Annotated in this window: 16 protein-coding genes; 3 read left to right on the top strand and 13 right to left on the bottom strand. The window is 67.6% G+C overall.

Annotated elements, in window-relative coordinates; translation table 11 throughout:
• Positions 1-5: 5 nt before the first annotated feature.
• The 13 genes from lpxC to ACTIEW_RS02265 all read right to left on the bottom strand — a co-directional run bounded on the left by lpxC (position 6) and on the right by ACTIEW_RS02265 (position 17,627).
• Complete coding sequence (gene lpxC, locus ACTIEW_RS02325; RefSeq protein WP_439476312.1) at positions 6-911, bottom strand: UDP-3-O-acyl-N-acetylglucosamine deacetylase; 906 nt, start codon at positions 909-911, stop codon at positions 6-8.
• A 292-nt stretch (positions 912-1,203) separates the two neighbouring features.
• Positions 1,204-2,811, bottom strand: coding sequence for a cell division protein FtsZ (gene ftsZ / locus ACTIEW_RS02320; protein ID WP_439476281.1), 1,608 nt, complete (start codon positions 2,809-2,811; stop codon positions 1,204-1,206).
• 237 nt (positions 2,812-3,048) lie between these two features.
• Positions 3,049-6,369 carry a TonB-dependent receptor domain-containing protein gene (locus ACTIEW_RS02315; protein WP_439476280.1) on the bottom strand — a complete coding sequence of 1,107 codons (3,321 nt, stop codon included), beginning with the start codon at positions 6,367-6,369 and terminating at the stop codon, positions 3,049-3,051.
• A 211-nt stretch (positions 6,370-6,580) separates the two neighbouring features.
• On the bottom strand, positions 6,581-7,909 hold the full coding sequence (ftsA, locus tag ACTIEW_RS02310; protein ID WP_439476279.1) for a cell division protein FtsA: 1,329 nt from the start codon (positions 7,907-7,909) through the stop codon (positions 6,581-6,583).
• A gap of 14 nt (positions 7,910-7,923) precedes the next feature.
• Positions 7,924-8,811: a cell division protein FtsQ/DivIB gene (locus tag ACTIEW_RS02305; protein WP_439476278.1), complete on the bottom strand. Its 888-nt coding sequence runs from the start codon at positions 8,809-8,811 to the stop codon at positions 7,924-7,926.
• The gene (locus ACTIEW_RS02300; protein WP_439476277.1) at positions 8,799-9,734 is read right to left on the bottom strand and encodes a D-alanine--D-alanine ligase; all 936 of its coding nucleotides are present in this window, start codon (positions 9,732-9,734) and stop codon (positions 8,799-8,801) included. The genes ACTIEW_RS02305 and ACTIEW_RS02300 overlap by 13 nt, the downstream gene beginning before the upstream one ends.
• A gap of 276 nt (positions 9,735-10,010) precedes the next feature.
• Complete coding sequence (murB, locus tag ACTIEW_RS02295) at positions 10,011-10,922, bottom strand: UDP-N-acetylmuramate dehydrogenase (RefSeq protein ID WP_439476276.1); 912 nt, start codon at positions 10,920-10,922, stop codon at positions 10,011-10,013.
• Positions 10,923-11,073: 151 nt separating this feature from the next.
• Positions 11,074-12,504 (bottom strand): UDP-N-acetylmuramate--L-alanine ligase, encoded by a 1,431-nt coding sequence (gene murC, locus ACTIEW_RS02290; RefSeq protein ID WP_439476275.1) that lies wholly within the window; start codon positions 12,502-12,504, stop codon positions 11,074-11,076.
• A gap of 48 nt (positions 12,505-12,552) precedes the next feature.
• Positions 12,553-13,212: an SMC-Scp complex subunit ScpB gene (scpB, locus tag ACTIEW_RS02285; RefSeq protein ID WP_439476274.1), complete on the bottom strand. Its 660-nt coding sequence runs from the start codon at positions 13,210-13,212 to the stop codon at positions 12,553-12,555.
• 181 nt (positions 13,213-13,393) lie between these two features.
• Positions 13,394-14,212: a segregation and condensation protein A gene (locus ACTIEW_RS02280; protein WP_439476273.1), complete on the bottom strand. Its 819-nt coding sequence runs from the start codon at positions 14,210-14,212 to the stop codon at positions 13,394-13,396.
• A complete protein-coding gene (nagZ, locus tag ACTIEW_RS02275; protein ID WP_439476272.1) occupies positions 14,209-15,258 on the bottom strand; it encodes a beta-N-acetylhexosaminidase in 1,050 nt (349 codons plus the stop codon). Before nagZ ends, ACTIEW_RS02280 begins: the two co-directional genes overlap by 4 nt.
• A 172-nt stretch (positions 15,259-15,430) precedes the next feature.
• Positions 15,431-16,171, bottom strand: coding sequence for an SPOR domain-containing protein (locus tag ACTIEW_RS02270; protein WP_439476271.1), 741 nt, complete (start codon positions 16,169-16,171; stop codon positions 15,431-15,433).
• Positions 16,172-16,436: 265 nt separating this feature from the next.
• Entirely contained in the window at positions 16,437-17,627 is a 1,191-nt protein-coding gene (locus tag ACTIEW_RS02265) for a deoxyguanosinetriphosphate triphosphohydrolase (protein WP_439476270.1), read from the bottom strand.
• Between the two features lie 63 nt (positions 17,628-17,690).
• Here ACTIEW_RS02265 and erpA point away from each other — a divergent pair, with 63 nt between their 5' ends.
• From erpA to ACTIEW_RS02250, 3 genes are all read left to right on the top strand, one after another.
• Positions 17,691-18,068 (top strand): iron-sulfur cluster insertion protein ErpA, encoded by a 378-nt coding sequence (gene erpA, locus ACTIEW_RS02260; protein WP_439476269.1) that lies wholly within the window; start codon positions 17,691-17,693, stop codon positions 18,066-18,068.
• Positions 18,069-18,761: 693 nt separating this feature from the next.
• The gene (locus ACTIEW_RS02255; protein WP_439476268.1) at positions 18,762-19,046 is read left to right on the top strand and encodes a metalloregulator ArsR/SmtB family transcription factor; all 285 of its coding nucleotides are present in this window, start codon (positions 18,762-18,764) and stop codon (positions 19,044-19,046) included.
• Complete coding sequence (locus ACTIEW_RS02250; RefSeq protein ID WP_439476267.1) at positions 19,043-19,720, top strand: SdpI family protein; 678 nt, start codon at positions 19,043-19,045, stop codon at positions 19,718-19,720. Before ACTIEW_RS02255 ends, ACTIEW_RS02250 begins: the two co-directional genes overlap by 4 nt.
• The last annotated feature ends 19 nt before the right edge of the window (positions 19,721-19,739 follow it).

Genomic DNA, 19,739 nt, shown 5'->3' with positions numbered 1-19,739 from the left:
GCTGATCAGCCCGCCATCGCCAGCTCGGGCACGCGGGTGACCTCGCGCCACGCCTGCGGATTGGCCAGCAGTTCACGAACCAGCAGGTTATTCATATGGTGGCCCGCCTTGACGCCCTCATAGCGGCCCAGCAGGGGCGCGCCCAGCACATACAGGTCGCCGATGGCGTCCAGCGCCTTGTGCTTGACGAACTCGCGTTCCATCCGCAGCCCGCCGGGGTTCAGGATCTGGTCGCCGTCGATGACCACGGCGTTCTCCAATGAGCCGCCGCGGGCCAGACCGGCGCGGCGCAGGGCCTCGACCTCATGGGCGAAGCCGAAGGTGCGGGCAGCCATGATTTCATCGCGGAAGGTTTGCTCGTCGACGACGAAGTCCACCACCTGATTGCCGATCACAGGCGTGTCGAAGTCGATCTCGAACCGCATCTCATAGCGGTCGCAGGGCAGCAGGGCGGCGGTCTTGTCGCCTTCCTGCACCCGGATCGGCTCGAGGATCTCGATATAGCGGACCGGGGCCTCCTGACGGCGGAAGCCGGCGCGGTCCAGCAGCTGGACGAACTGCAGCGCCGAACCGTCGAGGATCGGCAATTCGGGGCCGTCCACCTCGACCACGGCGTTCGACACGCCCAGGGCGGCGAAGGCCGCCATCAGGTGTTCGATAGTCGAGAGACGAACGCCGGCGGCGTTCTGGATCATGGTGTTCAGGCGGGCGTCGACGACAGCCTCGCCCGAGACCGGAATACGGTTGTCGCGGTCCTTGATGTCAGTGCGCACGAAGACGATGCCCGTGCCGGCCGGCGCCGGACGCACGGCCAGACGCACCCGGTCGCCCGTATGCACGCCCACGCCCGCGATGATCGCTGGGGCGACGGTCGTCTTCTGGCGATGGTCGATTCTGACCGACAAACTCATACTCATTGCAGTTTTTGCTGTCCGCCTCTGAGTGCGGAACTCGCCCCAGCAACCGTCTAGCCGCCGCATCGCAAGGGCGAAATGAAAGTCGGGTTTCGGATTGTTTCGGTTTTGGTAACCCTCTCCGTCCCGCGAGGTGCGGAGGATCAGGTTTTAGGCATCAGGGATCGGGGGAACCCAGGTTCTGGCGCCGGAAGCCGACTCTCCGCCACCCCCATCGCCAAACGAAAAGGGCGGCCCCTGCGAGCCGCCCTTCCTTAATCCCTAAAACCTGTTCCTCAGAACCTGGTCCCTAGTTGGCCAGGCGTCTCAGGAAGGACGGGATTTCCAGATCATCCTCGGCTTCGCCGAGCTCGGGGGCCGGCTGTGTCTGGCTGGTCGAGCGCATTTCGGTCGTGCGCGACGGGGCCGGATAGGTCGGCTGGGTCGGCTGGCGCTTGCCGCGGCCGAACAGGCTCCACCCCGACTTGCGGTGGTCCCGGTCGTCATAGTCGCCGTGGGCCGGCTCGTCATGCTGCGGCGCCGGCTGAGCGGCGGCCGAGCGATCCATATACAGGTCGCCCTGCGCCACCGGCGCGGTGGCCTCGGCGACCGTGCGGCTGCGCGGCGCGGACTCATACTCCTCGACCCAGGGATCGACGATCGGCTCAAGGGTGCGTTCCTCGGCCACGTGGATCACCGGTTCCGGGCGCGGCTCGAAACGGGGTTCGGGCGCACGGGCGGCGGTTCCGTAGGTCGGCTGGCTGGACTGAAAGGACGGAACGATCGGCGCGGCTTCCGCCTGGCGCGGCGCCTCGGCGCGGACGGGCTCGCGGCCCAGATCCCGGGCGGCGTCATGACGCACGGGCTCGGCGCGCGATGCGGCATGGGCCGGGGTCGGGCGGCGGGTGTCGAACACCGAGGTCGCGGCGTTCGGCGTGGCCTTCACGGCGGCCAGGTCTTCCATGCCTGTGGCCACGACAGAGACGCGGATCTTGCCGTCCAGGGCCGGGTCGAAGGCGGCGCCGAAGATGATGTTGGCGTCGGCGTCCACCTCGCCGGCGATGGCGTTGGCGGCCTCGTCGACTTCCAGCAGGGTCATGTCCATGCCGCCGGTGATGTTCACCAGCACGGCCTTGGCGCCCTTCAGCGAGGTCTCGTCCAGCAGCGGGTTGGCGATGGCGTTCTGGGCGGCCTGCAGGGCCCGGTCCTCGCCCGAGGCCTCGCCCGTGCCCATCATCGCCTTGCCCATCTCGGACATAACGGCGCGGACGTCCGCGAAGTCGAGGTTGATCAGGCCGGGCAGGATCATCAGATCGGTGATCGAGCGCACGCCCGAATGCAGCACCTGGTCGGCCATGCCGAAGGCGTCGGCGAAGGTGGTGCGTTCATTGGCGACGCGGAACAGGTTCTGGTTCGGGATGACGATCAGGGTGTCGACATAGCGTTGCAGCTCGGCGATGCCGGCGTCGGCCAGGCGCATGCGGTGACGGCCTTCGAAGGTGAAGGGCTTGGTCACCACCCCGACGGTCAGGATGCCGCGGTCGCGGGCGCATTTGGCGATGACGGGGGCCGCGCCGGTGCCGGTGCCGCCGCCCATGCCGGCGGTGATGAAGACCATATGGGCGCCTTCCAGGTGCCCGTAGATTTCCTCGGCGGATTCCTCGGCGGCGTTCATGCCGACCTCAGGGTGGGCGCCCGCGCCCAGGCCCTGTGTGATCGTTTCTCCGAGCTGGATGCGACGGTCGGTCTTGGCGAACGAAAGATGCTGGGCGTCGGTATTGGCGACGACGAACTCGACGCCTTCCAGACCCGCGTCGATCATGTTGTTCACGGCGTTCCCGCCTGCGCCGCCCACACCGAAGACAACGATCCGCGGCTTCAGATCCGTGGCTTGAGGACGCACCAGCGAGAGAGACATTCTATTCCGACCTTATCCGACCCTGCCCCGCAGTCCGATGCGAAAACCCCGCCGTTTCGCATTGGTTATGAGCGCGTTAAGGAAACGCCCGTTCTGCTTAAGAGAGTGTTACCGAATAGGGTGAGTCGCGCCCCAGGCCACGAATTTCGTTAACCTTGGGCGCAGTTTTCAGCGTGTGGACCAACGAAAAAGGGCGGCTCTTGCGAGCCGCCCTTTCCGTCTTGAAGCCTCCGGGTCTTACCAGGGGCGATAGTTGAAGCCGAAGAAGAAGCGCGTGCCGTAGGGGTCCATGTTGCTGAGCAGCGAACCACCGAGGTAGTCGGGCTGTTCGGCGTCGAAGGCGTTGACCACACCCATGCGGATCGACAGGTCGTCTGCGGCATTCCACCGGACCGTGAAGTCGTGGCGGGCGAAGTTGCCGGTGTCGTAGGTGTTGAACGGACGGCTGTCGAAGTTGCCGATCTGGTCGCGGAAGTTGGTGCTGTCCTGGGCAGTCTGCCAGTCCACGCTCCAGTTGACGCTCCAGATGTCGTTCGGCGACCAGGTCAGCGACGACGTCAGGCGAACACGCGGGAAGAAGATCGTGCTGCCCAGTTCCGTGCCGTCGGTCGGATCGGCCACGTTCAGGAACTGCTCCTGCTCGATCAGCCACAAACCACCCACGCGGTAGTCGAAACGACCCCAGTTGCGGCCGAACACTTCTTCGGTGTCCAGCGAGTAGCGGGCCGAGAAGTCCAGACCACGGGTGGTCAGCTGGGCCAGGTTGACCGGCTGCTGGATGAAGCCGCCAGTCGGGTGACCCGAAACGTTGCCGACGCCGAACGGAATGGTCGGGTGGAAGCGGAACACCGAGTTACAGGCGTCGGGGTTCAGCGATGAGCCGCTGACGCAGCTGGCCGCGAGAGCCGGGGCCGACGGCGACACGATCACGCGGTCCAGTTCAATCTCATAGTAGTCGAGAATGATGCTGAGGTTCGGGAACCAGCGAGGCTGGATCACGGTCGAGAAGGTGAAGCTTTCCGACTCTTCGGGCGTCAGGTTCGGGTTGCCCCGGTTAATGCCCGCGATGCCGCTGGAGTAGATCGGGTTGAAGTCGTCCGCGTTGGTCGCGGTGGCGCCGGCGAAGTCGAAGGAGAAGCCGGCGGCCGTGGCCAGAGCCGTACAGTTGGCGATCCGGTTGGCCCGGATCTCCGCGTTCTGCGCCGCGATGTTCAGCGTGGTGCAGGGATCGACGAAGCCGTTGGCGAAGGTCTGGCTCGCCCCGGCGAAGTTTTCCGCCAGGTTAGGCGCCCGGAACGAGGTGTTGAAGCTGGTCTTGAAGGCGATGTCCTGAATCGGACGCCAGACCAGGTTCACGCCATAGACGTCGCCCTCGCCGGCGGTGGTGTAGTCGAACGAGCGGTACGAACCGCTGAGTTCGGCATACTCACCCATCCAGCTGTCGCGGAACAACGGGATCGAAAGTTCGGCGAACCATTCCTTCGACTCGTACTCGGCGGGCAGGAAGTCCGCGCCGGTGTTCAGGAACAGAAAGCGGTCGCCCGTCGTCCGCGAGCGGCCGACGCCTTCAGTGAATTCCTTGCGGTATTCAGCGCCGATGGCCATGCCGATCTCGCCGGCGCCCCAGAAGTCCCAGAGCTGGCCGGAGATGACCGCGAGGCCCTGATCCTGCTGGTTGACGTGGCTGACGGTGATGTGAGCATCGACATAGTCCAGGGCCGCCTGGCTCTGGTTGCCGGCGCCGAACACGTTCAGCGGCACGCAGTTGTCGACCGCGGACTTGAACTCGGCGTTGTTGTTGTAAGCGGTGCGGCCGCCGAAGACGCCACGGAAGTAGTCGTCCAGGTCACCTGCCCCCGACCGTTCGATCCGACGGGCGCGGCAGACGATCTCGCCGGGACGGCCGTTGACGACGCCGGCCGTATCGACCACCGCGTCGGCGGCCAGGGCGAAGCGTTGGACGTCAACGCCGCGCTCCACGTTCTCGTTGCGGGCTTCGCCCGAGACCCAGGACAGATCCCAGTCGATGTTCTTGATGAAGCCGACCTGATCCAGGTCGCCGCTCAGCGCGATAACGTAGCGTTCGATTTCGCGCGTGTTGTCCTGGGTCCGCTGCGGGCCGAAGATGGCGTGACGGGCCCACTGACGCGCCGTCGTGGTGGCGGCGGTGCCTTCGGTGTTGGCGTTGGCCGTCCAGTTGGTGACCATGTTCGCCGTGATCGCGTCCTTCACGTTCTGCGGCAGATAGGCGTTGTCCGTATAGCGCAGGTCGAAGGCGGCCGTCGACCGGATCGGGTTTGTCCAGTTCGACAAATAGGTGCCGTCGTTCAGGAAGATGTCGAAGAAGGTCGGCTGCGAGACGTCGAAGGTGTCTTCGGTGATGAACTTGTATTCAGCCGACAGATCGACGTTGTCGAAGATCGCGAAATTGGCGCCGACCTGGTAACGCTGCGAGGTCGATTCCCCGACGCGGCTTTCCTGGCCGAAATTGTTCGGGTTTTCACCGTCGCCGCCGATGTTCAGCGTGCGGTTCGAACCGACGTTGCCGATACGCTGGCCGAAGTTGGCCAGACGAGCCGTGCTGCCCTCGTAGATGTAGGTCTTGGTGGGGTCGAGGCTGTAGCAGTTGGCGCTGGTCAGAGAGGTACAGGACGCCAGCGGCACGTCGGGATCGTTCAGCGGGCTGGGACGCTGCGAGTTGGCGAGCGTTGTCTGGCCCCAGCGCGGACGCGACAGGGTGCGAACACCGCTGAACACCTGGGCGTCCAGAGCGCCGTCGTCCCGCGCGTTGGTCGGATCGGCGTCGATGCCGACGAAGGCGTGGGCGGCCTCGAGCCAGTCGATGTCGAGGCTTTGGACTTCATCGATGTCTTCGTATTCGCCGAAGGCATACAGGTTCAGACGGTCGTCCAGCAGGTTGGTGCCGATCAGGGCCGAGATACGCTTGTTGGCCTGCCCGTCCTGGTTGATCATGCCGTAGTTGGCGTCGATCTCGAGCCCTTCAAAGTCGCGGCGCAGCTGGAAGTTCAGCACGCCGGAGACGGCGTCGGCGCCGTAAACCGACGAGGCGCCGCCCGTGACGATCTCGATGGTCTCGATCAGCAGGCGCGGAATGGAGTCAATGTCCACAGCCAGGTTGCCCGCGGCGGCGCCGACGTGGCGACGACCGTCGACCAGGGTCAGCGTCCGGCCGGTGCCCAGCGAGCGCAGGTTGGCGAACGACAGACCGCCGTCGTTCAGGTTCGAGCCGGTGGTGTCGGACGGAACCAGCGAGTTCGACAGGGCCGGGATGGTGGCCAGATAGTCGACCACGGTCGACTGACCGGTGCTCAGCAGCGCTTCACGCGAGACCTGGATGAGCGGGGTCGGAGCGTTCGTCGGGTCACGACGGATGCGCGAACCGGTGACGACGACTTCGTCGATCTCGGTGGCTTGCGGGTCGGACTGACCCTGGACGTTGACGCCCGGGAGCTGGTCCTGGGCGAAGGCCGGAGCCGTGACGGCCATGACGCCCGCGAGGATCGTCGTGCCAAAGAGGTACTTGCGCTTGAGAAGCATGGTGATTGGGCCCCAACCGTTGTGGATGCAATGCGCAGCGCCCGCCGGACGACGGATTCTGCTTCGGACCTCCACGCTAGCAGCAAAGCGGGCAACGGCAAGGGATTGTGTCCTCTTGGCGACCAATCCAGCCCGTGGTTGTTACAATCCGGACACAGTCTCGCCACGTCGGGGAAAAACCGGGCTCGCTGCATGCGCGGAACCGCCGCCGTCAGAGATTTTCGCGCAACCAACCCGCGGCACGAGCCACAATCCCGCCTTTGTGGACGCGTGGCGCATCCGAGGCGGAAATCTGGCGGGACATCAGTTTGCGGGCGGAAACCGCCTCGCGCGGTCCATAGGCGGCGCGCAGAAGCACGCCGGCCGCCGAACAGAAGGCCGGGCCCGAGGCGGCGTCCGCCAGGTGGGGCGCCCGTTGCGGCTTGCCCAGCCGCACCGGGCGGTCGAACACGCGGATCGCCAGCTCCCGCACGCCGTTCAGCTGGCTGGCGCCGCCGGTCAGGACCAGGCCCGCGCCGGGCTCCAGCCCGACACCGGCGTTGCGCAGCCGGTCGCGCAACAGTTCCAGCGTCTCCTCGACACGCGGGGCGATGACGGTCTTCAGCATGGCGCGCTGGACGAAGATGGGGCCGGCCGAGGCGTCCTCGCCGCGCGGCGGGGCCTCCAGCATCTCGCGGTCCTCATGGGCGTTGGCCATGGCCGAGCCGTGCAGGGTCTTCAGTCGCTCGGCCCCCGCCCGCGAGGTCGACAGGCCGCGGGCGATGTCGGCGGTGACATGGTCGCCGCCGACGTTGAGGGATTCGATATGCAGCAGCGAGCGCCCGCCCCAGACCGCGGCCGAGGTCGAGCCGCCGCCCATGTCGATACAGACGCAGCCCAGATCCATCTCGTCGTCTTCCAGCGCCGCCAGCGACGACACCACGGGCGCCGCCGCCACACCCTGAAGATCGAGGTGGGCCAGTTCCAGACAGTGGCTCAGGCCGTTGAAGGCGCTTTCCGCCATGGACACGACCAGCAGGTCCAGCCCCAGCGAATGGCCCTTCATCGAGCGCGGGTCGTGCACGCCGCGCGCGCCATCGACCGACCAGGCGATAGGCAGGACGTGGATAGGCCGGCGGTTGGGCAGGCGGATCTGGGCCAGGGCCATGCCGATGGCCCGCGCCAGATCGGCGTCCCCGACCGGATTGGCTCCCAACGAGACCCGGGCCTGGACGCGATGGCTGGCCATCTGGCCGATGGCGGTGGTGACGACCACGCCCGAGACCGGGCAGCCGGCCGCCCGCTCGGCGCGCTCGACGGCATGGCCGATGGCCTGGGCCGCCTCGTCCATATTGACGATGCCGCCGCCGCGCACGCCGCGCGACTGGACGTGCCCGGCCCCGGCGACGCGGATGGTGCGGTCGGCGTGGCGCACGCCGTCGGCCTTCATGATGAAACAGGCGACCTTGGACTGGCCGAGGTCGAGCGCGGCGACCACAGGCGCCCTGCCCGCCTTCTGGCCCGTGCTATCCACAGACTTGTCCACAGATCGTCCGGTCATACGTCTTCCCCGCTCTACGCTTCGCCGGCGGAGGGCCGGACAGCGACCTCCTCCGGCGTTCTCAGGTCAATGCGGGCGAAGCCCAGCTCCAGCAGCCGTTCGCGCTGGTCGAGCGCGTCGAGCTGGATCAGGGCCGCCTCCTGGTTGGAGGCGGGCAGCTGGATCAAACTGCCGTCCTTGAGACGCAGGTCCCAGCGGCGCTCATCGACCCGCACCAGGGCCTCGACCCGGCTGGCCAGCCGCGGGCGTTGGGCGATCAGGGGCAGGACCTCGGAGGCGGCCAGTTCGGCGCCCTTGCCGACGACCAGCGGCAGATTCGGATAGCGACCGGCGTCGGCCCCGGCGATGACCTGACCATGGCTGTCGATGACCTGGTTCACGCCGCCGGTCTGCCAGACGGCCAGCCGGTCATGCTCGATGACGTGGACGATCAGGGTGTCGGGCAACAGGCGCACAACGCGGGCGGACTTGACCCAGCCGATCGCCTCGACCCGCCCCCGCACGGCGTCGAGGTCGATGGAGGTCATCGGCTGATCGGCCGAAAGCTGCACCGCCTGCTGGATGGCGCGGGTGGCCTCAGGGCTCTCGCCCTCGATGAAGACCTTTTCCAGCTTCAGACCAAGGCCGGCGGTCATGCCGTCCATGCCCTGGCCGATCGAGGCGGCGATGCGCTCGGCCCGCGCGCCTGTGGCCAGAACGCCGGCGAGCAGCAGCACGCCGGCGGCGATCGAAATCACGACTGCGCGGGGGGACAGGTCCAGCCGGCCCAGCGCCGCCATCTTCCCGGGCGTGGCCTGGGCGTTGCGCGGCGCGCGACCGCGTCCCTGGGATTTGGGAGCCGCGCCGCGTTTTGCAGGCTGGTTCGAACTCTGTCGCCGACCGCCGCGAACTACCGCGGGCATGAGGCGTCCTCCACCATCCACCGTACCAAAGCTTTATAGTCCATCCCGACATGGGCGGCCTGCTCGGGACTGAGCGAGGTCGGGGTCATGCCGGGCTGGGTATTGACCTCCAGAAGGACCAGTTCGTCCTTAATATCGTCATAACGAAAGTCGGATCGCGACACGCCGCGGCAGCCCATGGCCGTGTGCGCCAGCTCGGATTCCCGCAACGCCGCCTCGAACACATGCGGCGGCAGAACCGCCGGCAGCACGTGGCTGGAGCCGCCCGGGGCGTATTTGGCCTCATAGTCATAGAAGCCCTTGGTCGGGGTGATGTCGGTGATGGTCAGGGCCCGCGGCCCAGCCTTTTCCCCCAGCACCGTGACGGCCAGCTCCTTGCCGGCGATGAAGGGCTCGACCATGACCTTCTCGCCCCAGGTCCAGCCCGCCTCGCCCGGCGCCGCGCACGGCGGCTCGCCCTCGCGCACCAGATAGACCCCGACAGACGAGCCCTCGGCGTTCGGCTTGATCACATAGGGCGGCGGAATGACGTGGGTGCGTGCGACCTCGAAGCGGTCGAACAGCCCGCCGCCGGGCACCACGACGCCCGCGGCTTTCAACACCGCCTTGGATCTGTCCTTGTCCATGGCCAGGGCCGAGGCCAGCACCCCGGAATGGGTATAGGGAATGGCCAGCGTCTCCAGCACGCCCTGGACGCAGCCGTCCTCGCCCCATGCGCCATGAAGGGCGTTGAACACGACATCGGGTTTCAGCCCGGCCAGCACCTGGGCCAGGTCGCGCCCGGCGTCGACCCGGCTCACCCGCGCCACCTGCCCTTCCAGCGCATCGGCGCACATCTTCCCCGAGCTCAGGGACACCTCCCGTTCGGACGACAGCCCGCCCATCAGGACGGCGACGTGCAGGTCTGCGAACGGGCGGGTCATGCAAAGCTCCGGGACAGTCACCGCAATGCGACGAACGTCCTTAACAGCCGGTCAACCAGTCGGCTTTCGCCCGCAAAAATGCCGGTGGTCGCCCCTCAAAAAGCCCTCCCCTCGAGGGGGAGGGTTGGGTGGGGTGGAGGCACAATGTCCGGAGGTGAGAACGGATCGGCTCCGGCGAACGACTTCGACACCGCCTCACGCGCCAACGCCTGAAGCAGCCTGCCTCCACCCCATCCCCCGACCCCTTCCCCCTCGAGGGGGAAGGGGAGATCGACCTCAGCCCGACCGCCCGATCCGCTTGATCTCCCAGTCCAACTGCACTCCGGTCTTCGCCAGCACGTCGGCGCGCACGGCATCTCCGAGACCCTCGATATCGGCAGCCGTGGCCTCCCCGGGATTGATCATGAAATTGCTGTGCAATTCGCTGAACATGGCCCCGCCGCCGGTCGCCCTGAACAGCTTCCCGCGCCAACCCGCCTCGTCGACCAGCTTCCACGACGAATGACCCGGCGGGTTCTTGAACGTCGAGCCCCCGGTCTTCTCACGGATGGGCTGGGTCTGTTCGCGGCGCGAGGTGATTTCGGCGATCTTCGCCTTGCTCTCGGGGGGATCGCCTGCAGTTCCTTCGAATACCGCCGAAAGGACAATCAGTCCGGCATCCTGCAGGGCGCTATGACGATAGGAATAGTCGAACCCGTCTCCCATCAGGAAGACCTTGCCCTTACGATCAACCACCGTCGCCGTCGCGATCACATCCTGCGTCTCGCTGCCGTAGCAACCGGCATTCATCACCACAGCGCCGCCGACCGTGCCGGGAATGCCGGCAAAGAACTCCAGCCCCGCGATCCCCGCCTCGGCGGCTTTGCGCGCCAGAATCGCGTCTGGCACGGCCGCTCCCGCGTGGATGCTGATGGAATCCAGCACCTGGACCTGATTGAAGCCACGACCGAGCCGGACTACGACGCCTTCGACGCCGCCGTCCCGGATGATCACGTTCGACCCGACGCCCAGCGGCGTAACCGGTACGCCGGGATCTAGCGCCTTCAGGAAGTCCGCAAGATCGGCCTGGTCCTCGGGCATGAAAAGGACGTCCGCAGGGCCGCCCACCCGGAACCAGGTGAACGCCCCGAGCGGCTCGTCGCGCAGCAGCTTGCCGCGCACGGGGGGAAGGGTGTCGCGCCACGACATTTCTAAATTCCGCTCATCCCGGCGAACGCCGGGACCCAGTGTTTTGGGTGCTCAGTGGAGGTGACGGCCCGCCAAGGGTGGTCCCGGCCGCCCATGCTCAAGCGAAAGAACTGGGTCCCGGCTTTCGCCGGGATGAGCGGATTGGGGGACATCAACCCAGCCCCTCCAGCTGCCCCGGCAGCGCATAGGCCCACTGCGTAATGTCCCCCGCCCCCAGCAACACCACCAGATCGCCGTCCTTCGCCTCGGCCGCGATCACACCCGCCAGGGCCTCGACGCTCTCGAGCGGCTGCACCGAGCGGTGGCCGAACCGCCGCACGCCCTCGACCAGCGCGTCCTTGTCAATCCCCTCGATCGGCGCCTCGCCCGCCGCATAGACATCAGCCACGAACACCGCGTCGGCGTCCGAGAAGCAGGTCGAGAACTCCTCCATCAGCGATTCCAGCCGGGTGAAACGGTGCGGCTGGACCACGGCGATGACCCGACCCTCGGCCACCTGACGCGCGGCCTTCAGCACGGCGGCGATCTCCACCGGGTGATGGCCGTAGTCGTCGACGATCCGCACTCCGCCGACGATGCCGGTGGTGGTGAACCGCCGCCGCACCCCGCCGAACCCGGCCAGTCCCGCGCGGATCGCCTCATCCGACACATCCAATTCGCGCGCCACGGCGATGGCGGCCAGCGCATTGGAGACATTGTGCCAGCCGGCCATCGGCAGGTGCAGACCGGTGATCCGGATCGGCTCGTCCAGCGCGGCCAACCCCTGCGGCTGGATCAGCACATCGAAGCGGCAACCGTCCGGCTTCATCTCGACATTGTCGGCCCGGACCATCGCCTGCGGATTGACCCCATAGGTCACCAGCCGCCGGTTATCGATCGAGGCCACCAGCCGCTGCACCTCGGGATGGTCGAGGCAGACGGCGGCGAAACCGTAGAAGGGGATGTTCTCGACGAAATCCACGAACGCCTTCCGCACTCCGTCGAAGTCGCCGTAGTGATCGAGATGCTCGGGGTCGATATTGGTGACGATGGCCACCGTCGACTTCAGTCGCAGGAAGCTGCCGTCGCTCTCGTCGGCCTCGACCACGATCCAGTCGCCGTCGCCGACCTTGGCGTTGGTGCCATAGGCGTTGATGATGCCGCCGTTGACCACCGTCGGATCCAGCCCGCCGGCGTCGAGGATGGCCGCGACCATGGAGGTGGTGGTCGTCTTGCCGTGGGTGCCCCCCACCGCGATCGAGAACTGCAGCCGCATCAGCTCGGCCAGCATCTCGGCCCGGCGGACCAGCGGGATGCGGCGCTCTCGAGCGACGACCATCTCGGGATTGGTCGTCTTGACCGCGGTCGAATAGACCACCGCCGAAACACCGTCGCCGATATGCGCCGCGTCATGGCCGATGAAGACCCGCGCGCCCAGCTTCTCCAGCCGCTCGGTATTGGCGCTGGCCTTGGCGTCGGAACCCTGCACCGAATAGCCGATCTTGAGCATGATCTCGGCGATGCCGCTCATGCCGATGCCGCCTATGCCCACGAAATGCACGGGGCCGAGGTCGAACGGTACGGGGCGAAGGCGAGCGATCATCCCAGCGGCTTAGCAAGGGTTCGAAGTGATTGCGACACCTCGACGTGGTTAGTCCTCAGCCACAAAATCCTGCGCGAACTCCGGCGTGTCCTCGTCGCCGGGCAGCAAGGGCTCGTCGTCGCCGTCCGTGGCGCGCGACGGGTCCGGCACCTCGAACCCCACCGGGATCGACAGGTCCAGCAATCCCGCCGCCTTCATCTCCTGCACCCCGGGCAGGTCATACAGGTTCGACAGGCCGAAATGCTCCAGGAACCGGTCGGCGGTGCCGTATGTCACCGGCCGTCCCGGCGTCCGCCGCCGTCCGCGCAGCCGCACGAAGCCCATCTCCAGCAGCAGGTCCAGCGTGCCCCTCGACAGGGAGACGCCGCGCACGCTCTCGACCTCGGCCCGGGTGCAGGGCTGGTGATAGGCGATGATGGCCAGGGTCTCGAGCGCGGCCTTGGACAGCCGGCGCGGCTCCTCGCGCTCCTCGGTCATCAGGAAGGACAGGTCCGGCGCGGTGCGGAAACCCCAGCGGTCCGCGACACACTCCAGCTCGACCCCCCGCCCCTGATAGCGTTCGCGCAGGGCCGAGATGGCCCCGCCGACATCCGCCCCCTCGGGCAGCCGCCGCGCGATCTCGGCCGCCGACAGCGGTCCTGCTGCGGCGAACAGCAGGGCCTCAACGCGGCGTTCGATCTCTCCGTAGTCCGGGGCGAACTGGATCATACGCTGACCCCCACCCTTCCAACCGTCATCCTCGGGCTTGACCCGAGGATCAGACCATCCGGTGCGCGGTGACAGGGGGTTCGGCCAAGTCTGAGGGCCACCCCCGACGCACAGCCCGCGGCCGCCTCTGATCCTCGGGTCAAGCCCGAGGATGACGGAAAACAACGGCGTGCGAACTGGATCACGGCACCAGCTCCAGCACCTGACCCCGTCCGCGCCGCTTCAGATACAGGTCCGCGAAGGCGGCCGTCTGTTTCACATCCATCGCCCCCTCCTTCACCAGCTCCAGACTGGCCGACAGGGTCGAGGCGGTAAAGCTGGCCTGGGTCGGTCCGTCCGACCGGCTGTGGGCGGGCGCCACCTGATCCAGCGGGGTCCATTGCTCAAGCCGGGGCAGAATGTCCCGCAGCCAGTCCCGCGCCGCTTCCAGCGCGAAAGCCTCGACCCGCTGGCCGGGATTGTAGTGGCGCTGCTCCTCGCGCCGACGCTGGGTCACATAGGCGGCCATAAGCTCATACAGGCTGGCGTCGACGCGGTCGGACGGGATGATCACCGTCGCCTGCGGGTCGCCCCGGGTGAAGACGTCGCGCTTCAGCCGCGGCCGGGCGGTGATCGCCTCGACCGCCTTGCGCATCGCCTCCAGCTTTTGCAGCCGGAAGGCCAGGGCGGCGGCCATCTCCTCGGCGGGCATCTCCTCACCCGCCTTCTCCGTGCGCGGCAGCAGCAGGCGCGACTTCAGATAGGCCAGCCACGAGGCCATCACGAGATAGTCGGCCGCCAACGAGAAATTCCGCCGCCGCGCCTCGTGCACGAAGGCCAGATACTGTTCCGCCAGCCGGGTGATCGACAGCTTCAGCAGATCGACCTTCTGCGTCCGCGCCAGCGCCAGCAGCACATGCAGCGGCCCCTCATAACCATCCAGGTCGACGACGAAGGCCTCGCGCTCATCGACCTGTTCGGCGGCGCTGAAGTCGAGATTGGGCTGGAACGCATCCGTCATGCCTGCGCCTCCCCCACATCCGGGCCGCGCGCAGCATCCAGCTTGCCAGACAGCATGGCGGCGAACCGATCCCGCGCCTCGCGCTCATCCAGCGGCTCCGGTGCGCTCACGACCCGCGCCATGGCCGCCGCAGCCCGCTTCGCCGCCCGGCCCTTCAGCTTGCCGGTTCCTTCGGCGACCTGCCGCATCTCGTCGAGATCGCCGTTGCAATGCAGGACCACGTCGCAACCCGCCTTCAAGGACGCTTCGGCGCGTTCCCGCAGCGTCCCGGACAGCGCCTTCATCGACAGGTCGTCCGTCATGATCAGTCCGCCGAAACCGAGATGATCCCGCATCAGCCGGACCGCCTTCTTCGAGGTCGTCGCCGGCCGTTTCGGATCGATCGCATCGAACACCACATGCGCCGTCATCGCCATCGGCATATCCGACAGCGCCTTGAACGGCGCGAAATCCCAACCGTCCAGCGTCGCCAGATCGGCGTGCACCACCGGCAGGGCGTGGTGGCTGTCGGCGAAGGCGCGGCCGTGCCCCGGCATGTGTTTGATCACCGGCAGGACGCCCCCGGCCAGCAGGCCCTCCGCCGCCGCCCGGCCGAGTTGGGCGACCGTCGCGGGATCACGGGCATAGGCCCGATCACCAATGATGTCGTGAGCCCCGGAAACCGGAACGTCGAGCACCGGCAGGCAGTCGACATTGATCCCCACCGCCTTCAGGTCATGCGCCATCAGCCGCGCGCCCAGCCGGACCAGTTCGCGGGCCGCCAACGGATCGTTCGTCGCCTCCAGATAGGCCTCGCCGGGCGGATATTTCCGCCAGTGCGGCGGGCCCATCCGCTGCACCCGGCCGCCTTCCTGGTCGATCAGGATCGGAGCCAGGGCGTCGCCGATGCTGTCGCGCAACTCGTCCGTCAGGGCCCGCACCTGCTCCGGGCTGTCGATATTGCGCCGGAACAGGATGAAGCCCCACGGTCGCGCCTCGGCGAAGAAGGCCCGTTCCGCCTCCGTCAGCCGATGGCCGCTACAGCCCAGGATCATCGCAGCCGTCACAGAGCTACCCCTGACCGCTCATCCCGGCGAATGCCGGGACCCAGATGCGAGGTCTCGCTACCCGGATTAATGGGTCCGGCGCTCAATGCCATCAGCCCCGTTCGTGATCCGGGTCCCGGCATTCGCCGGGATGAGCGGGAAGGTGGGCCATGGGCTCGATCGGAACCCACCCTCAGCGCACGAAACAGTCGCCGCCGGCGGCCTTGATGGCGTCGCACAGGCCGGTCGCCTGGTCGCGGCTCAGGCCGGTGACGGTGGTGCGATAGACGGTTGAACCGTTCGAGGCCGTGACCTCCTGCACCCGCTTGTCGGCGCCGGCGGTGAACTGGGGATAGCGGCCGACCATGGCGGCGAACTCACGATCCGCCAGACTGGGCGTCGAGAAGGCGCCGATCTGCACGCTTGAGGTCCCGCCGACGGTCGCCGGGGCGCGGGGTTCGGTCTTGGCCGCCGGCGGGGTCACGGGTGTCGGACGCGGCGCGACCGGCGCGGTCGTTCCGGCCGGACGCGGCGCGGGACGCGGCTGGGCGACTTCGGGCGGCGGCGTGAAGGTCGGGGCGGTGGTCGGGGCCTCGGCGGCGTCATAGACGTCGATGCCGGCTTCCGGATCGATCGGCTGGGCCTCCAGCGGGGCGTCGGCCTTCATCTGCACGACCGGCGTGCCCACGGCCGGCGGGGCGTCGTTCGAAGACCGCGGCCCGGCGCGGTAATAGACCACCACGGCGATGATCAGGACCAGCAGCACCACGCCCGAGATGATCAGCGTCATCGGCGGCGCCTTGGCCGCGCCTCCCCCGCCGGCCCGGCGCGCGTCATAGCCGCCGCGGTTGAACGGCAGGTCGTCGTCCGTCGGCGGCGTATAGGCGCCCCGGTCGCGGCCCTGGTTCGGACGATAGGGATCTTCGTTGGACATGGCCGCGCCTTCCGTCGGGTCCGCGCGAATCGACGCGCGGAACGGACACTCTATCCCGGTCCGAGTCCTTTTTCAGGCCGGGAGAACGATCTCTCCACCGTCGTCCCCAACCCCGTCATCCTCGGGCTTGACCCGAGGACCAGAGGCAAAGCCGGGCTGTGCGTATGGGACGGCCCCGCGACCTCGCTGTTCGCCTCCCACCGCGCACCGGACGGTCTGATCCTCGGATCGAGTCCGAGGATGACGACCGGAGGGCGCGGCGCCCCTACAAATCCAGCGCGAGGTCGAGGCTGAACAGCTTCCTGTGTTCCTCGATGGCGTAACGGTCGGTCATGCCGGCGATATAGTCGCACACCGCCCGGGCCCGTTTCGCCTCGTCCGCCACATCCGCCCGGCCCGACCATTCGGGCGGCAGGGTCGCGGGCTCGGCCATGAACAGCTGGAACATCTCGCCCAGCAGCCGCCGCGCCTGGCTGCGCGTACGGTTGACGCGATAGTGGCGGTACATCCGCTCGAACAGGAATTTCCGCAGCACGCCCAGATCGGCCAGCATGCCGGGCGAAAAGGCCACAAGGGTTCGGCCGGCAGTGCGTACGGCCTCGGTCGAGCGGACGCCCGCCGCCGCGATCCGCGTCTCGGTCTCGGCCAGCACGTCCTCGACCATGGCCCCGATCATGCGCCGCACCGCCTCGATGCGGATCATCCGGTCGTCGAGGTCGGGCCAGTCCCTGCGCACCCCGTGCAGCACCGGTCCGATCAGCGGCACATCGTTCAGGTCCTCGAGGGTGAACAGCCCCGCCTGCACCCCGTCGTCGACGTCGTGATTGTTGTAGGCGATGTCGTCGGCGATCGCCGCCGCCTGCGCCTCCAGCGAGGCGAAGGTATCCAGCCGCAGGTCCCAGGCCGGCGCCCCATGATCCAGAGTGTAGTCGGCGATGGCCTTCCACGCCGGCTCATCCAGCCGGTGCGACACCGGCCCGTTGTGCTTGACCACTCCCTCGACGGTCTCCCAGCTCAGGTTCAGCCCCTCGAACTGGGGATAGCGATGCTCCAGCCGGGTCACCACGCGGAAGGTCTGGACGTTGTGGTCGAAGCCGCCCCAAAGCGCCATCTGGGCCTGCAGTTCGTCCTCGCCGGCATGGCCGAACGGCGGATGGCCCAGGTCGTGCGCCAGCGCCACCGTCTCGGCCAGGTCGGTGTCCAGCCGCAGGGCGTGGGCCAGCGACCGCGCGATCTGGGCCACCTCCAGCGAATGGGTCAGGCGGGTGCGGTAGTGATCGCCCTCATGCGCCACGAAGACCTGGGTCTTCTCCTTCAGGCGGCGGAAGGCGGTGGCGTGGATGATCCGGTCGCGGTCGCGGGCGTAGGCGTTGCGCGTGCGGCTGATCGGCTCGGGCGTCAGCCGGCCGCGGCTGTGCTCGGGGTATTCGGCATAGGCGGCGCGTTCGGGGATCAACGTCGGCTGCTCATTCGGCTGCGGGCCTTTCCGATCGGCCCTGCGCGCCTCATATAGCCCCCTGTGAGCACCGTCCAATCCGCATCCCTGTTCCAGATATCGCCGTCCGCCGGCGGGCATGGCCTGTCGTTGTCCGACAGCGCCGCGAAACGGCTGGCCGAACTGGGCGAGAGCGAAGGTCATGCGGTGATGCTGCGCGTCGCCGTCGACGGCGGCGGCTGTTCCGGCTTCCAGTACCGGTTCGAACTGGTCCAGGCCGCCGAGCCCGACGACATCCGCATCGAGGCCGCCGGCCAGACGGCCATCGTTGACCCGATCTCCCTGCCCTTCCTCAAGGGCTCCGAGATCGCCTTCGTCGACGATCTCGCCGGCGCGCAATTCGTAGTGCGGAATCCCAACGCGGCGTCCAGCTGCGGGTGCGGGGTGAGCTTCTCGATCTGAGGGAGGCGGGCGCTGGTGCAGGTGCGCTAAGGTCTTGGCTGTGCGTCTCCTCCCTGTCGCGAAGCGATGGGGAGGGGGACCATGCGAAGCATGGTGGAGGGGCGCCCGCCGCCACCCCTCCGTCACGGCGCAAGATGCGCCGCGCCACCTCCCCATTCGCTGCGCGAACGGGGAGGAGACAGGAATGCGCCGCTCACAATCCGCCGATTGTCAGCATATCCCGCCCCGCCAAGCCTCTGACTCCACGCGCCTTCCAAAAATTACAGCGTCCCTATCCCGCCATAGGAACAGCCCCTCCTAGACTCCCCCCGTTCCGTCGCAGGGGAGGCGCAGAGGCCTTGCGTCCTTTGGCGGCGGGATGTGGAGAAGCGGGGGCCCGGTTCCCGGCTGCCAGAGCAAGGCAGCCAACGCCCGGGGTCTGATAACCAAACGGATGTCAGGGGCGAGGGGGATACTCGCCCGGTCCGGGGACCGTGTCGCAAGCACGGCCCGCCCGCCGGAGGCGCTGCGGTAAGGCGATAAAACCGCCACCGGACGCAAGCTTCCGATCAATCTCCGCGCGGAGCGTCTGTCTGCGTCGAAACGGTAAACACAAACAACTCCGGGCGCGGGCCCGGCGCTCCGCACGCCTTCCCTCGCCGCGTCGCAAAAGCCTCTTGCATTTAGCGTTATTCCTAATTAGCGTCTTGCCTTATGAACCTGCTGTTCAAGGCCCTGTCGCATCCTGTGCGTCGCCGCATCATCGACATGCTGCGCAAGGGGCCGATGGCGTCCGGCGACATCGCCGCCGCCTTCGACATGAGCTGGCCGACGATCACCGGCCATCTCAATGCGCTCAAGGAGGCCGGTCTGGTCTCACCCGAGCGCGAGGGGGCCTCGATCCGCTACCGGCTCGAGATTTCGGCCGTGGAGGAGGCCCTCGCCTTCCTGCTGGCCATGACCGGCTCCGGCCGCCAGGATTCGGGAGACAAGACATGACCGCGCCACGGAAATCCCTTTCGGCCCTCAATCTGGCCACCGTCGTCCTCAGCCTCATGGTCGGCGGCCTCGGTGTCTGGACCATCTTCGCCGGCCCCACAGAGCTGATGCCGGTTCACTGGAACGCGTCCGGTCAGGCCGATGACTGGGGCACGCGAGAAGCGATCGGCGGCCTCCTCGTCGGCCTTGCCCTCCTAACCCTGCTGCTGGGCGGCGGCATGGCCTTCGCGGTCGATCGCGCCGACGACCCGGCGCGCCGGCGCGCCCTGCGTTACGCCCAACTCGTCGTGGTCCTGACCATTCCCCTCATCAGCCTTCTGATCGCCTCGGCCAGCCTTTCCGGCGCGACCGATATCGACGGCGCCGTGCCCGTGGCCATGACGAGCCTCGTCCTCCTGATCATCGGCGCCTTTCTCGGCCGGGTCGGCCCCAATCCCTTCGTCGGCGTTCGCACGCCCTGGGCCTACAAGAGCCGTCTGGCGTGGGAGCGCTCCAACCGGCTCGCCGGGCGTCTCCTCTTCCTCATCGGCCTCGTCGGGCTGCTCACAGCCCCCTTCGCGCCCCCGCCTCTCGGCCTCTACGCCCTCCTAACCGCCGTCGCCGTCGCCGCCGTCTGGTCCGTGGTCGAGAGCTGGCGCGTCTGGCGCACCGATCCCGACCGCCAGCCCTTCTGATCCCGACCGCACGGAGACC

Origin of the sequence: Brevundimonas sp. (assembly GCF_051860745.1) — a bacterium.
Taxonomy (GTDB): Bacteria; Pseudomonadota; Alphaproteobacteria; order Caulobacterales; family Caulobacteraceae; genus Brevundimonas.
The sequence above is the reverse complement of the archived record's forward strand: the minus strand, read 5'-3'. Positions and strand labels throughout refer to the sequence as shown.

Bases quoted from the DNA above. Each gene is read 5' to 3' on its own strand.
- ACTIEW_RS02250 (WP_439476267.1), top strand. From the start codon at position 19,043: ATGACCGCGCCACGGAAATCCCTTTCGGCCCTCAATCTGGCCACCGTC.
- murC (WP_439476275.1), bottom strand. From the start codon at position 12,504: ATGATCGCTCGCCTTCGCCCCGTACCGTTCGACCTCGGCCCCGTGCAT.
- ACTIEW_RS02300 (WP_439476277.1), bottom strand. From the start codon at position 9,734: ATGACCCGCCCGTTCGCAGACCTGCACGTCGCCGTCCTGATGGGCGGG.
- ACTIEW_RS02305 (WP_439476278.1), bottom strand. From the start codon at position 8,811: ATGCCCGCGGTAGTTCGCGGCGGTCGGCGACAGAGTTCGAACCAGCCT.
- ACTIEW_RS02255 (WP_439476268.1), top strand. From the start codon at position 18,762: ATGAACCTGCTGTTCAAGGCCCTGTCGCATCCTGTGCGTCGCCGCATC.
- ACTIEW_RS02280 (WP_439476273.1), bottom strand. From the start codon at position 14,212: ATGACGGATGCGTTCCAGCCCAATCTCGACTTCAGCGCCGCCGAACAG.
- scpB (WP_439476274.1), bottom strand. From the start codon at position 13,212: ATGATCCAGTTCGCCCCGGACTACGGAGAGATCGAACGCCGCGTTGAG.
- ftsA (WP_439476279.1), bottom strand. From the start codon at position 7,909: ATGACCGGACGATCTGTGGACAAGTCTGTGGATAGCACGGGCCAGAAG.
- ACTIEW_RS02270 (WP_439476271.1), bottom strand. From the start codon at position 16,171: ATGTCCAACGAAGATCCCTATCGTCCGAACCAGGGCCGCGACCGGGGC.
- ACTIEW_RS02315 (WP_439476280.1), bottom strand. From the start codon at position 6,369: ATGCTTCTCAAGCGCAAGTACCTCTTTGGCACGACGATCCTCGCGGGC.
- lpxC (WP_439476312.1), bottom strand. From the start codon at position 911: ATGAGTTTGTCGGTCAGAATCGACCATCGCCAGAAGACGACCGTCGCC.
- ftsZ (WP_439476281.1), bottom strand. From the start codon at position 2,811: ATGTCTCTCTCGCTGGTGCGTCCTCAAGCCACGGATCTGAAGCCGCGG.
- murB (WP_439476276.1), bottom strand. From the start codon at position 10,922: ATGTCGTGGCGCGACACCCTTCCCCCCGTGCGCGGCAAGCTGCTGCGC.